The organism is Marinomonas sp. S3726, from assembly GCF_000967665.1.
Taxonomy (GTDB): domain Bacteria; phylum Pseudomonadota; class Gammaproteobacteria; order Pseudomonadales; family Marinomonadaceae; genus Marinomonas.
The window spans coordinates 110,750-123,919 of record NZ_JXYC01000006.1 but is presented as its reverse complement, the minus strand read 5'-3'; the positions used below and the strand labels follow the sequence as shown (position 1 = coordinate 123,919).

10 protein-coding genes are annotated in these 13,170 nt (G+C 42.9%); 4 read left to right on the top strand and 6 right to left on the bottom strand.

Annotated features, from left to right (window positions below):
• Positions 1 to 40: 40 nt before the first annotated feature.
• Both glgB and glgX read left to right on the top strand, forming a co-directional pair.
• A complete protein-coding gene (glgB, locus tag TW85_RS05965; protein WP_046016184.1) occupies positions 41 to 2,209 on the top strand; it encodes a 1,4-alpha-glucan branching protein GlgB in 2,169 nt (722 codons plus the stop codon).
• A 73-nt stretch (positions 2,210 to 2,282) separates the two neighbouring features.
• A complete protein-coding gene (gene glgX, locus TW85_RS05960; protein WP_046016183.1) occupies positions 2,283 to 4,370 on the top strand; it encodes a glycogen debranching protein GlgX in 2,088 nt (695 codons plus the stop codon).
• Between the two features lie 146 nt (positions 4,371 to 4,516).
• On the opposite strand, the gene TW85_RS05955 is transcribed toward glgX, so the two are convergent.
• Positions 4,517 to 6,274, bottom strand: a complete 1,758-nt coding sequence (locus TW85_RS05955; RefSeq protein WP_046016182.1) for an ABC transporter transmembrane domain-containing protein — start codon at positions 6,272 to 6,274, stop codon at positions 4,517 to 4,519.
• A gap of 167 nt (positions 6,275 to 6,441) precedes the next feature.
• Here TW85_RS05955 and TW85_RS05950 point away from each other — a divergent pair, with 167 nt between their 5' ends.
• Both TW85_RS05950 and TW85_RS05945 read left to right on the top strand, forming a co-directional pair.
• The gene (locus tag TW85_RS05950) at positions 6,442 to 7,425 is read left to right on the top strand and encodes a serine/threonine protein kinase (RefSeq protein ID WP_046016181.1); all 984 of its coding nucleotides are present in this window, start codon (positions 6,442 to 6,444) and stop codon (positions 7,423 to 7,425) included.
• 67 nt (positions 7,426 to 7,492) lie between these two features.
• Positions 7,493 to 9,499 carry a RecQ family ATP-dependent DNA helicase gene (locus TW85_RS05945; RefSeq protein ID WP_046016180.1) on the top strand — a complete coding sequence of 669 codons (2,007 nt, stop codon included), beginning with the start codon at positions 7,493 to 7,495 and terminating at the stop codon, positions 9,497 to 9,499.
• 22 nt (positions 9,500 to 9,521) lie between these two features.
• Here the strand turns inward: TW85_RS05945 and TW85_RS05940 are convergent, their stop codons facing one another.
• From TW85_RS05940 to TW85_RS05920, 5 genes are all read right to left on the bottom strand, one after another.
• A complete protein-coding gene (locus TW85_RS05940; protein WP_046016179.1) occupies positions 9,522 to 9,917 on the bottom strand; it encodes a VOC family protein in 396 nt (131 codons plus the stop codon).
• A gap of 263 nt (positions 9,918 to 10,180) precedes the next feature.
• Positions 10,181 to 11,062 carry a LysR family transcriptional regulator gene (locus TW85_RS05935; protein ID WP_046016178.1) on the bottom strand — a complete coding sequence of 294 codons (882 nt, stop codon included), beginning with the start codon at positions 11,060 to 11,062 and terminating at the stop codon, positions 10,181 to 10,183.
• A 9-nt stretch (positions 11,063 to 11,071) separates the two neighbouring features.
• Positions 11,072 to 11,782 carry an HAD family hydrolase gene (locus TW85_RS05930; RefSeq protein ID WP_046016177.1) on the bottom strand — a complete coding sequence of 237 codons (711 nt, stop codon included), beginning with the start codon at positions 11,780 to 11,782 and terminating at the stop codon, positions 11,072 to 11,074.
• Between the two features lie 2 nt (positions 11,783 to 11,784).
• Positions 11,785 to 12,597, bottom strand: a complete 813-nt coding sequence (locus TW85_RS05925) for an alkaline phosphatase family protein (RefSeq protein WP_046016176.1) — start codon at positions 12,595 to 12,597, stop codon at positions 11,785 to 11,787.
• Between the two features lie 174 nt (positions 12,598 to 12,771).
• Complete coding sequence (locus TW85_RS05920) at positions 12,772 to 13,113, bottom strand: GIY-YIG nuclease family protein (RefSeq protein WP_046016175.1); 342 nt, start codon at positions 13,111 to 13,113, stop codon at positions 12,772 to 12,774.
• Positions 13,114 to 13,170 lie beyond the last annotated feature (57 nt).

The following is a 13,170-nucleotide window of genomic DNA, read 5'->3' as shown; positions in this document are numbered from 1 at the left end:
TTAAGGGTGATGCTTTCAGATTTAACAGTTGGAGATAGAAATGGATTTACTAGATGATTTGCAACAAGCCAGATGTGCTGACCCTTTTGCTTGTCTTGGATTACAAGACAACCCAAAGACAAAAGGGTTAAGCCTTACTGTTTGGCAACCTGGCGCTATGGCGATTGATATCCTCGCCCTTGAAGACGACACCCTACTTGGCGCCATGGTAAGTAAAGAAAATAACGGTCTTTTCTACATAGACTGGCCAGAGCGAAAAGAGCGTTTTCACTATCGCCTTAAGATCCAATATCAAGATCATGAACTGATTCGCCTCGACCCCTATCAATTCACAGATACCACCTTTAATGATGTACCGCATCATAGCGCCACCATGTACCTTAATCAGGGGGCTAACCCAGCGTTTTGCCAGATTAGCAACGAGCTTAGAATCGATGGCACTCGCTTTTGTGTGTATGCCCCAGCCGCCCGCTCTATTAGTGTGGTGGGGGACTTTAATGCTTGGGATGGCCGTGCTCATCCTATGGCCAGCAGCGGCGAAGGTCTATGGCGTTTATTTATTCCAGATGTGGGCACAGGTCAAAAGTACAAATATGAAATAAGAGATAAGCATGGGGAACTCATTCCTCATAAAACAGACCCTTATGCCAGATTAATTGAGCAATACCCTTCTTTTTCCAGCGTAACTTGGGATAACGGACAATATGCTTGGCAAGATAAAAGCTGGATGTCCCAAGAAAAGCCTGATCATTACCACAAGGCAATGAGTATCTATGAAGTGCATTTAGGCTCTTGGCGTCGCAAACATGGACAGCCTTTGACCTTTCGTGAACATGCTGACGAACTGGTAAATTATGTAAAAGAGATGGCCTACACCCATGTAGAGTTATTACCTGTGTCCGAACATCCGTTTGATGGCTCCTGGGGTTATCAGCCGGTTGGGCTTTATGCGGTAACCTCTCGCTTTGGTAATCCTGATGACTTTAAATTCTTAGTGGATAAATTCCACCAAGCAGGCATAGGTGTGATTGTCGACTGGGTACCTGCACACTTCCCGGCAGACAGCCATGGCTTAGCCAACTTTGATGGGGATAAGCAGTACGAATACCCAGATCCTAAAAAAGGTTTTCACCCTGAATGGCAATCTTTGATCTATGACTTTGGTAAAGAGCATGTGGTGAACTACCTCATCAGTAATGCGGTTTACTGGTTAGAAGAGTTCCACATTGATGGCCTACGAGTCGACGCTGTCGCTTCTATGTTGTATCTGGATTACTCCCGTGAAGAAGGGGAATGGATTCCTAATGTGGATGGTGGCAATCATAACTATGAAGCCATTAGCTTTTTACGTCGCCTTAATGAAACCATCTACCTCAACCATCCTCGCTGCTTTACCGTAGCGGAAGAGTCTACCGCCTTTGCAGGTGTCTCAAAGCCTACCTACCTTGATGGGCTTGGTTTTGGTTTTAAGTGGAATATGGGCTGGATGAATGACTCCCTTCAATACATATCTAAAGATCCAATTCACCGTCAATATCACCATGGAGAAATGACCTTCTCCTTAGCCTATGCCTTCGACGAGCAGTTTGTATTGCCCTTGTCTCATGATGAAGTGGTACATGGTAAAGGCTCTATGCTAACCAAGATGCCAGGAGATACTTGGCAGCAGTTCGCTAACCTGAGAGCCTTTACGGCTTATATGTATTTCCATCCGGGTAAGAAGCTTAATTTCATGGGTAATGAACTTGCTCAAGGTAGAGAGTGGAATCATGATACGAGTCTAGATTGGCACTTATTAGACATAGATTACCATCAAGCTCAGCAGTCCCTTTGCCGAGACCTTAACCAGCTTTACCAAGATGAAGCCGCATTGCATTACGACCATAGTTATCAAGGCTTTGAGTGGATAAGCTATGATGATAAAGGCAACAGCATTCTAAGCTTTATCCGCCGCGCCAAAGACTCTGATGAAAAGATAGTCGTACTCATCAATTTCACTCCAAACCCACACAATGAATACCGAGTGGGTGTGCCTGACGAAGGTGAGTATCAAATGGTATTTAATACGGATGCTGAGCACTATAAAGGTAGTCAGTACCCAATTCCGACAAGTTGTAACACTGACGCTATTGCGAGCCATGGTAAAGATCAAAGCCTTTGCCTACAGGTTCCGCCTCTTGCAGCAATTGCGCTTAAGCTTAAGGCTTAGCGAAGCAATCCTTGTACAGGCCCTTTTCAATGAAAAGGGCCAACAAGTCAACAAGGATAAAACAGGTAGATAAATGCAGAACCAAAAACCTCAAAACCAGTATATTCAAACACCCGGACATCCTCACCCACTGGGAGCAAGCCTCACTGAGGCAGGTGTCAATTTTGCGATTTACTCTCATCACGCCAAACAAGTTAGCCTTTGTTTGTTTGCTTCAGACGATCAAGAAGGCGAGTGCCAAATAGCCCTCAAACAAAAGACACAAGGTATTTGGCATGCAGAGATACACGGTCTAAAAGACGGCCAATTGTATGGCTATCGTATTGATGGGGAGTTTAATCCCAAAGAGCAGCACCTCTTTAATCCTCATAAGTTGCTACTCGATCCTTATGCGAAAAAGCTCAGCGGCAAGCTCCATTGGCATCCAGATCAAAGCGCCATGCTAAAGACAGGCGCAATGAATACGCAAGATTCAGCTCACTCAGTACCTAAATGCATTGTTAGCCAGCAAGATGAAAGAGCCACGCAAGCCCTTAGTAAAAAGATAAAAGCAGAAAGTCGTAGTCTTTACGAACTTCATATTAAAGGCTTTAGCCAACAGCTAGACATAGATGAGAGACTCAAAGGTAAGTACCTAGGCCTCATTGAGCCTAAAAGCCTAGCGCATCTAAAAGCCTTGGGGATTACCAGCTTACAAATAATGCCTTGCTTTGCCTTTGCCAGTGAGCTGCGCTTACAAGCTCTCGGGCTTACAAACTATTGGGGCTACAACCCAATCAACTTTTTCACACCTGATTATGAGTATGCCATTGAAGATCCTGTGACCGAATTTAAGCTCATGGTAGAAGGCTTACATAAAGCAGGCTTTGAGGTCATCTTGGACGTGGTTTATAACCACACCTACGAAGGGGAGCTAGACCAAGCAAATGTCAGCTTTAAGGGAATCGATAACAAGAGCTACTATCGCTCAGAACAAGGTGAATACTTAAACTTCACAGGCTGCGGCAACTGTTTTGATACTTACCACCCAAAGAGCATTCAGCTCATTATGGACAGCATGCGTTATTGGCTAGAAGTAATGGGAGTAGATGGCTTCCGCTTTGACCTTGGGGTCGATCTTGGCCGAACTCAACATGGCTTTGATAGCCGAGCGCCTTTATTAAGCGCCATGCTACAAGACCCTATCATCTCACAAGCGTGCCTCATTTCTGAACCTTGGGACATAGGGCCAGATGGCTATCAACTCGGCCAATTCCCGACTGCCTTTTTAGAATGTAATGATAAATACAGAGATAACATCAAACGCTTTTGGCGTGGAGATAAAGCCCAAGTGCAAGAGTTTGCAACACGCATTATGGGGTCTCGAGATATCTTTCATAAAGGTCATAAAAGCGCGGTGCAGTCGGTTAACTATGTCAGCTATCACGATGGTTTTACCCTACACGATTTAGTGAGCTATGAGAGTCGACACAACCTCGCTAACCAAGAGAGTAACCGTGATGGTCATGGGGAAAATATTAGTCGAAACTTTGGACATGAAGGGGAAACCGACAAGGATCAAATTAACCAAGAACGGCTAAATCAACAAAGCTGCTTGATCGCTACTCTCCTTTTAAGCCAAGGCACGCCTCACATTTTAGCAGGGGATGAGCTATCCAATACGCAAATGGGCAATAACAACGCCTATTGCCAAGATAATGAGATCTCTTGGTTAGATTGGAAAACATCAGCAAAGCGCAATCTGCTAGAAAGCCAAATAAGTCAGCTTTTAGCTCTGAGAAAGCAGCATCCAATTTTGGCCGAATGCCGCCTTGAAGATGACGCGCTTTTTCATCATGACATTAAAGACAATGTTATCTGGCTCAATCAAAAAAACGAACCAATGACACATGATGATTGGCACCAAGAAGACAGAGATTTTATCTCTTTGATTCTTGAGAGGCGCAAGGATGCAGGTAGCTTAGACAGGCTCTGGTTAGGCTTTTATCGGGGCGGCCTGGTTAATGCACCATCTGATAAAGAAAACCGTTTAGCTGACTCACCACTTGAAATACCACTCAAATGGCAAACTAAATTGCTCTTTGCTACTCAAGGTGTGAGTCTGGATGACACTAGCCTTAAGTGTGCTCATGCATCTGTTTTTGTGGCCCAACTAAGCTAAGGCGCTCTCTAGAATAAAGCGCTAAAATAGAGAACTAAAATAGAAAGCAAAAAGCAGAGAGTGAAAGGAAAGACTGAGCCAGTGAATTCACTGGCTCTTTAAACACAATACAAAACGAAAAAAGAAAAAAAACCTAATAAAGAGCACTAAGCATGCTGAAATTGCAGCTTGGCTAACTTGGCATAAAGCGGTGAGTTTTCTAACAACTCAGCATGAGTACCTTGAGCCACCAGCTTGCCTTGCTCCATCAGAATAATACGATCGGCATTCACCACAGTAGACAGCCTATGGGCGATAATTAAACTGGTTCGACCCTGCATTAAATGCTCAAGCGCTTGCTGTACATGATGCTCACTTTGCGCATCTAGCGCACTGGTTGCCTCATCAAGTAACAATATTGGCGCATCTTTTAAAATCGCTCTAGCAATGGCAATTCGCTGCATTTGACCACCTGAGAGCTTAACGCCATTTTCACCAAGATCAGAGTCATAACCTTCTGGTAACTGCATAATAAAATCATGGGCAAAGGCCGCTTTAGCTGCTTTTACTATATCTTCCATACTGGCTTCAGGTCTTGCATAGGCAATGTTCTGAGCCACACTAATATCGAATAAGGCGGCATGTTGCGGCACTATGGCCATATTTTCACGTAAAGCACTTAAGCCAAGCTGACGAATATTTTGCCCCAATAGACTGATAGCCCCAGAGTCCACATCATAAAAACGTAACAAGAGTTCTAACAAGGTAGATTTACCTGCACCTGATGGCCCCACCAGCGCGACTCTCTCGCCTTTTCGCAGGCTTAAATCTAACTCACTAATAGCCTTATCAGATCGGCTTGAATAAGCAAAATCCACCTGATTAAAACGAATCATTTCTTCACCAAGACCAGTACCATGCACATCTTCAATTTGTGTCGGCGTATCGGCATTTGGGGGGATTTTGTTAGGTGTGTGTAGCAGCTCGATTAAACGCTCAGCTGCCCCTGCTGCACGCTGTAATTCACCCATCACTTCTGAGATAGCAGCTACCGCAGCGGCCACCATAATGGCGTAAAACAAGAAGCTCGCAAGCTCACCTCCAGTGATGCGCCCTTGCATGACATCGTTACCACCAACCCACAACATAGCAGCAATGGCCGACATAGAAAGTACGATGACAACAACAGAAAGAAAGGCCCTTTGCCGAATACGCTGTACGCTTACATTAAAAGCACGTTCGACCACATTAGAAAAAAGCCCGATATCATGATCTTGCTGGTTATGACTTTGCACGACCTTGATATGACGAAGAGACTCGCCCACATGGCCACCTACCTTGGCGATTTCATCTTGTGTATCACGCGAAAGTTTTCGTACTTTACGACCAAAAAATAGAATAGGCACTATCACCAAGGGCACACTCAAAAGCACAATAAAGGTGAGTTTGGCATTGGTCACCATCAAGAGCACGCAGCCACCAATCAGCATCAAAATATTACGCAGAGCAATGGAAACCGATGAACCAATTACGCTCTGTAAAAGTGTCGTATCCGTGGTAATACGAGATTGAATCTCACCACTTTTTTGCTCTTCAAAAAAAGCAGGGTGCAAATTAATCAAATGAGAGAACACGGCTTTACGCAGATCAGCAACGACCTTCTCACCAATCCAAGACACTAGAAAAAACCGAATAAAGCTACCTAATGCTAATAAACCCACCAAGCCCAAGAAGATGGCTATGCTGTCCAATAAGGCTTCACTCGAACCTGATGCGATACCATTATCAATAAGATATCTCACTCCTTGCCCTAAACTTAAGGTCACCCCAGCAGTCACAATAAGGGCCAAACTGGCAAAAAAGATTTGCTTCTTATAAGGCAAAATAAAAGGCAATAAGTGGCTCAAACTTGCGGTATTTTTCATTAATAATCCTTACTCTATTTCCCAAACTCTCAATTAGATAAAACACTCTTTAGGGAAGGTATGATTAAAGTAACAAACACTGGCCTTAATACCTATGGGCTTGCTACTCTAGGCAGTCTTTACCTTGTTATTTCCTTGTTTTATTTTTTACGCTAACTGAGCCTCCTATGTCTGATCATCCCTTTTCTGCCCTCACTCCAGATTTTGTCATTAATGCCGTTGAAAGCATTGGCCTTTGGTGCGATGCCAGAATCTATCCACTTAACAGTTATGAGAATCGGGTTTATCAGGTGGGTATTGAAGATAGCACACCCTTAGTCGCAAAATTTTATCGCCCTAACCGCTGGAGCAAAGAACAAATTCTAGAAGAGCATGACGCGCTTTTTGCTCTCGCTCAGGCTGACATCAAGGTGATTGCCCCTAAGCAGATTGAAGGAGAAAGCCTGTTTTTATATGAGGGTTTCTACTTCTGTGTTTATGACAAACTTATCGGCAAAGCACCCGATGCAGATAATATGGACCACCTTTTTGTTACCGGTGAAACCTTGGCTCAAATCCACCAAGGGCTACAAGCAGCAGATTTTAAAACACGTCCCGCTATGGCGCCCGTTGCTGACTTCACCAAGGCAATAACGCAATTAAAAGAGTGCCAGCATTTACCTAAATTTCTGCATGAGAGATTGGAGAAAATAAATGCAAAGTTATTGCCTCTCATTCAAACTCAAATTGATAAGTTTTGGCCTACTAAACAGTACCCAATTCATGGGGACTGCCACAGATCCAACTTACTCGTTGACGGGTCTGATGATATCTATTTATTAGATTTTGATGATGCGAAATCAGGGCCAGCCGTTCAGGATTTATGGTTACACCTTTCAGGTAATCTGACACAACAAAAGCAACAATTGAGTGAGTTAATTGAAGGTTATGAAAGCTATTTTGAGTTTAATGAAAAAGAGTTGGAACTCATCGACAGTTTAAAAGCCATTCGACTAGTACAATATGCCGCTTGGTTAGATGCCCGCTGGGATGATCCCGCCTTCCCGATGGCCTTCCCTTGGTTTAGTGGTGAAGACTATTGGCTCAACCTATTAAATGACCTAGAGCTCATCATACAAGACTGGGGCAAACTCGCTGCACCTGCTTACTAATTAATACTAAGATAGCGCGATAGATTAAAAACCAATTCACACAAACATAAGACAAAATTAGCTAACTATGAATCTCATACCTGCCCTACAGCAACACTTTGGATTTGATCAATTTCGTGGCGGACAAGAGCAATGTGTCCGCCAAGTTTTAACAGGGCAATCTAGCCTAGCTATCTTTCCAACGGGTGCAGGTAAATCCTTATGTTATCAATTTAGTGCCACTCAGCTTAGCGGTATTACACTGGTCGTATCGCCCTTGCTGGCGCTCATTAAAGATCAGGTCGAGTTTCTACAAAGCAAAGGCATAGGTGCTGCCAGCTTAGACTCAAGCCAGACACCTGATCAAAATCGCGATATTATGCGTCAAGTACGTGAAGGCCAAATTAAGATACTCATGGTATCGGTAGAACGTTTTAATAATGAGAGTTTCCGTAATTTTCTGCACACCCTGTCTATCTCGTTATTGGTAGTCGATGAAGCTCACTGTATTTCAGAATGGGGTCATAACTTCCGCCCTGATTATTTAAAGCTCCCTGATTACCAACGCCAGTTCAATATTCCTTTGGTATTGCTTTTAACCGCCACAGCGGCTCCTAAAGTAAAGCGAGATATGGCGGCAAAATTCGCCATAGACGAACAGCACATAGTGCAAACAGGCTTCTATCGTTCCAACTTGAATTTAACTGTCTTAAGTGTCCCTCAAGTAGATAAAAAAGCAGCCTTATTAAATGCATTGAAACAACGCCTTTCTCCTCAAACAAATGAAGCAGAGCCAGCCATTGTCTATGTCACCTTGCAATATAGCGCGGAAGAAATCGCCCAATGGCTAAGAGCCAACCAAGTATCCGCTCAGGCTTACCATGCAGGATTAGATAGCGAACGCCGTGAGCAAATCCAGCAAGATTTCATGTCAGGCAAACTCAATACCGTAGTGGCTACTATTGCTTTTGGCATGGGAATCGACAAATCCAATATTCGTCATGTCATTCACTATGATCTACCAAAATCGATCGAAAACTATAGCCAAGAGATTGGCCGTGCAGGTCGAGATGGGCAAGCCTCAAACTGTGTCACTTTGGCAAACCTTGAAGGCCTTTCGACCTTAGAAAACTTTGTTTATGGGGATACGCCAGAGCTTGAAAGCATTGCCTATTTATTAGATCTGATTGATCAACAAAGTGTGATGCAACGCACTCTGACTTGGGAGATGCAGCTGTATGCGCTTTCTAATGAAACCAATATTCGTCAACTTCCTTTAAAAACATTGTTAGTACAACTTGAGCTGATGGGCATTATCAGCCCTAAATACGCCTATTACGCGCATTTTCGCTACAAGTTTGTCACGCCTATGGCACAAGTACTCAGCCAATTCGATGCCGATAGATGCGCTTTTTTAATGCAGGTTTTCGAAGCGACCAAGTTCAAAAAAGTTTGGGGCGAGCCTAACTTTGAGTTTTGGGCACAAGACGCTAAAGACAGAGCAATTAAAGCCTTAGATTACTTAAGTGAAAAAGGTTTGATCGAGCTAGAAACAAAACAGTTAACACAAGTTTATGAGGTATATGACCTTTCTCAGAAAGAACAGGTTGCGGCTCAGCTTGGTGACTATTTCAAACAAAAGGAAGACGCAGAGATTGATCGAATTGCCAAGCTCATTGCCTTCTTCGAACAAGACACCTGCTTAAACAGAAGTTTGGCGCGCTATTTTGGTGATGAGAGTTTTGGAGACAAAAGCGTTGGTAATGAAAGCACTGAGAATACAAGCATACAAGCCCAATGCGGCCACTGTTCAAGTTGCTTAGGAAATAGCATAGGCAAACTTAGCGGGCGAGGTATGAATGAGAATGACATCGACTCAGAGCAAGTTAGACAAGATCTCAGCGAACTCGCTAGCGCCTTTCAGTCAGCCCTTAAGCTTCATCCAGATAGTATGAGCCTAGATACCAAATGCCGCTTTCTCGCAGGGATCAGCACGCCTTATCTAACAAAATGTCGAGCAAAACGTTTATCAGGTTTTGCTCGTTATCAAGATCAAAGCTATGCCAAGTTAAGGCAATTAGTACAAGGCTTATAAACTAAGGCCTGCCTTCTAAAACTTAATCAGATAGAGCCGCTGCTTCATCTTCAGGGTAGCGGCTTATTTCGATCAGGTTATTATCCAGATCATTAATATACACAGACATCATAGGTCCCATAGCGCCAGTCTTCTCGACAGGCCCTTCTAGAATATCCACTTGTTTATGTTTTAGATGAGCAATCACTTCGTCTAGGCTAATCTTAGCAATCAGACAAAGATCTCCCGAGCCTTCAAGCGCATGATTACGCATTTCTTGACCCGCAGTTTGAAAATTAATTTTCTGTTCACCAAAACTCACCGCCTTGCGACCATTGGCAAATATAATGGGTGTCATGCCAAGCACTTCAACAAAGAAGTTCACTGAGGCATCAATATCGGAAACTGTTAACACTAGATGATCTATATGACTAATCATAGAAGGCTCAATTTATCCCTAAGGTGTAAAACAGTACTAAAAAGCGCTGAAAAATCAGACAGCTCCTAGTCTTCAAAATCGTTATCGATCTCCAGTTTAGGCCCAGAGCGTATGCAAAACAAGCCTTGAGTGAGAGCAAACTTCAAGTTAATTAGGGTTTCTTTTTATTAGGTTAAAAGACCAAGACACTTGTCATCAAACAGGTAAATAATCTAGATGTTTTTATCAAGGGTCTAAGGCGAGAGGGCTTACTTTCAGCTTACCTAGGCCTTAGCGGCCACTTGCTCAAGAGCAAGCTGAACAAACTCTTGTACGGCAGGCATCACACTGCGGTTTTTTAACCAAACCACATGTTCGACAGCCGGCTCATCTGCTTCAATAATATCGAGAGTGAGGTATCTATCATCGGCACGAATATCATGTTCAAACGCAAAACCGACTCCTAAGCCATGGATCACAGCCTCACAAATTTCATGTCTATGATCTAAACGAATTTGGCTATGACCTTGGATATCATGCGCAGATAAGAGCTTTTCTAGGCATACTTGGGTGTAACAAGAATGAGCAGAAAAGATTAAAGGATATTCTGCCAAGGTTTTGATACTCACTTCTTTTAACTTGTGCAGTGGACTGGACTTAGCAACAATTGCCACTAACTTATGACGATGAAACTCGAAGCTAGATAAAGACGCATGCTTTTTAGCAAGAGGAAACAAACCAATATCCACTTCACGATTTAGCACTTGAGACAAACAATCGGCACTGCTTGTAGAGTTAATCTCTAGGCAGGTTTCCCCATACTGGTGTCGAAACTCTGCTAATAAAGGCATAAAAATAAGAGCAGATGCTGTAGCAATCTTAATGCTTGGTAAAGTGCCTTGGTTTTCGGCTGAAAGCACCGCATCTAAAGCATTGCCTAAGTCCGTATATTGTCTAGAAACTTGATATAGGCGCTTACCATGATTCGTGAGCTCAAATCCGTTTGGTGTTCGTTCTAATAAATAATGGCCAGAACGAGATTCTAACTTACGGATTTGAGCCGTTACCGCAGGCTGACTAACCTCTAACGCACTCGCCGCTCGTGTAAAATTGCCATGTTCAACCACAGCATTAAAAGCACGAATTTCAGACAGGCTAATACTCATTTTATAAGGTTAATTGCTTGTCGTTTGTGAGCGATGCAATTCTGTTGAAAGTGCCTCATCACGGCGCCAATCTAAGATAGGCCACTTTTTATCATTGGCGATTTGCGCCAAGCGTTCATCAGGGTTGGTAACGATTGGAAAATCCACATACTCAAGCAAAGGCAAATCATTAATCGAGTCAGAATAGAAATGGCTATGTTCAAATTCACGCCCATTATCAGTCAGCCATTCTTGTAGGCGAATAACCTTGCCTTCACGGTAACTCACCTGTCCAGCAATTTGCTTGGTAGGCATATCGTTTTCATCCATCACAAGATCTATCGCCAACACATTATCTAACTCAAGTAAGGCCGCAATAGGCTTAACCAAGAAGGTCACTGTTGCTGAAATGACTAACACCTCATCACCTTGTTGCTTAATCCGTTTGATTAGCTCAATCGCCTGAGGGTAAAACTTTTGCAACATCACTTGGCTAACAAAAGTTTGAATTCCGGCCTCTAATAAAGGTTTTGAGAATTGCTTGAGCGGTTCAACCTGAAGATTCACATAATCCTGCATCAAGAGTTCGCCTTTATGGTAGAGATCCATCAGCCTTGCTTCTTCTGCCAAAAAGTTTGTCTTATCCATCCAACCTTGATCACACATAAATTCGCAAAATAAAGACGAGCTATCGCCTGCGATTAAGGTTTCATCAAGATCAAAAATATGTAAATCAGTCATGCTTAACCCTTCAAAATATTCTGAGCAAAATGCTTATCATGCCCTTCTATACCGAGTAGTTGGCAGGCGAGTCCACAAATATCAGTTTGCTTAACCGGTTGTAGATCTGATTGCGGACAAAATTCCTGGCCAAGGACCATAAAGGGTACTTCAATTTCCTCAGGGAGGGTACCACCGTGTGAATGATCATTGTTCATACCATGGTCTGCCGTGATCATAATCTGATAACCCTGCTCTAACCACATGGGTAAAAAGTGAGATAAATAACCATCCATGCGGCGAGCTGAATTACGATACTGCTGGCTATCTAACGCAAATTTATGGCCAATATCATCCACGTTCATGGTATGAATCAACAAAAAATCTGGGTCATGCTTTTGTCTTAAATGCTCACCATCCAACAAGGTGTGATGATCAGGATAATGGTCTTGATGATAAAAAATACCTTGTTGAATTGGCATAGTCTCATTATCAGTGAACCTGTGCTTAATCGCATCATAAGGACAAGTATTATAAAGCTCACTAATCCAGTGGTAGGCTGCGGCTGCGGTTTTAAGTCCGGCTTTTTGGGCTAGGTGGAAGATGCTTTTTTCAGTGGATAAACGAATCGTGGTGTTATCGACAATACCACTTTCTAAAGGTGTTCTACCCGTTAAAATACATTCGTATAAAGGGCGAGATAAGGAAGGCAGTTCACAGGCCATTTTATAAAGCTTGCCCTGCCCAGCTTGCTCAAGCGCCGCTAAAAAGCCCATACACTCTTTTGCGACTTGGTAGTTCAAACCATCAATCACAATTAAAATTACTTTATTCATACTTTCTGCTCCTACCAAGTAACTCTGCTAGCTGTTTCCTTAAAGAGAAAGCCAAGCAATAAAAAGACAACCAAGTGTTTGAGGAGCAGAATATATAAAAATAAAAGTTTTAGTTATGAATATTGGCAAGAAAACCTTATATTTATAACATAAGGTTATTTTATGAAATATAACTCACTTATTATGAGCTAAAATATCATCTAAGGTGAGTGAGCCGTGAATAAGCGAAAGCTTTTTCTTACGATCTATTTGTTTGATTTTATATTCGATCGACATAGCTTCTCGCTTATCACCTATAGCTTGGTGCCACATAAGCGCCAAAGGCCCTTTACCTCTTAGGTATCGAGCGCCTTTTTTAGAGTTTGAGGCGTGCTCTTTAAAGCGCCTATCTACATCTGTTGTCACCCCAGCATACAAGGTATTCAGGCGTGTACGTATTAAATACACACTCCAAACCTGCTCATCGTCAGAACAAGTTGTTACCTTAACTTGAGGGACTTCTGCATCTATTGTCATAATTTTTTGTATCGCGTATTCATCATCAAGCCCATGTATTTAAGCTTACATGGGCGT

What these genes read in the sequence shown, in the direction of transcription:
- TW85_RS05920 (WP_046016175.1), bottom strand. Translation starts at nt 13,113, where the DNA reads ATGACAATAGATGCAGAAGTCCCTCAAGTTAAGGTAACAACTTGTTCT.
- TW85_RS05940 (WP_046016179.1), bottom strand. Translation starts at nt 9,917, where the DNA reads ATGATTAGTCATATAGATCATCTAGTGTTAACAGTTTCCGATATTGAT.
- glgX (WP_046016183.1), top strand. Translation starts at nt 2,283, where the DNA reads ATGCAGAACCAAAAACCTCAAAACCAGTATATTCAAACACCCGGACAT.
- TW85_RS05930 (WP_046016177.1), bottom strand. Translation starts at nt 11,782, where the DNA reads ATGACTGATTTACATATTTTTGATCTTGATGAAACCTTAATCGCAGGC.
- TW85_RS05950 (WP_046016181.1), top strand. Translation starts at nt 6,442, where the DNA reads ATGTCTGATCATCCCTTTTCTGCCCTCACTCCAGATTTTGTCATTAAT.
- TW85_RS05925 (WP_046016176.1), bottom strand. Translation starts at nt 12,597, where the DNA reads ATGAATAAAGTAATTTTAATTGTGATTGATGGTTTGAACTACCAAGTC.
- TW85_RS05945 (WP_046016180.1), top strand. Translation starts at nt 7,493, where the DNA reads ATGAATCTCATACCTGCCCTACAGCAACACTTTGGATTTGATCAATTT.
- TW85_RS05935 (WP_046016178.1), bottom strand. Translation starts at nt 11,062, where the DNA reads ATGAGTATTAGCCTGTCTGAAATTCGTGCTTTTAATGCTGTGGTTGAA.
- TW85_RS05955 (WP_046016182.1), bottom strand. Translation starts at nt 6,274, where the DNA reads ATGAAAAATACCGCAAGTTTGAGCCACTTATTGCCTTTTATTTTGCCT.
- glgB (WP_046016184.1), top strand. Translation starts at nt 41, where the DNA reads ATGGATTTACTAGATGATTTGCAACAAGCCAGATGTGCTGACCCTTTT.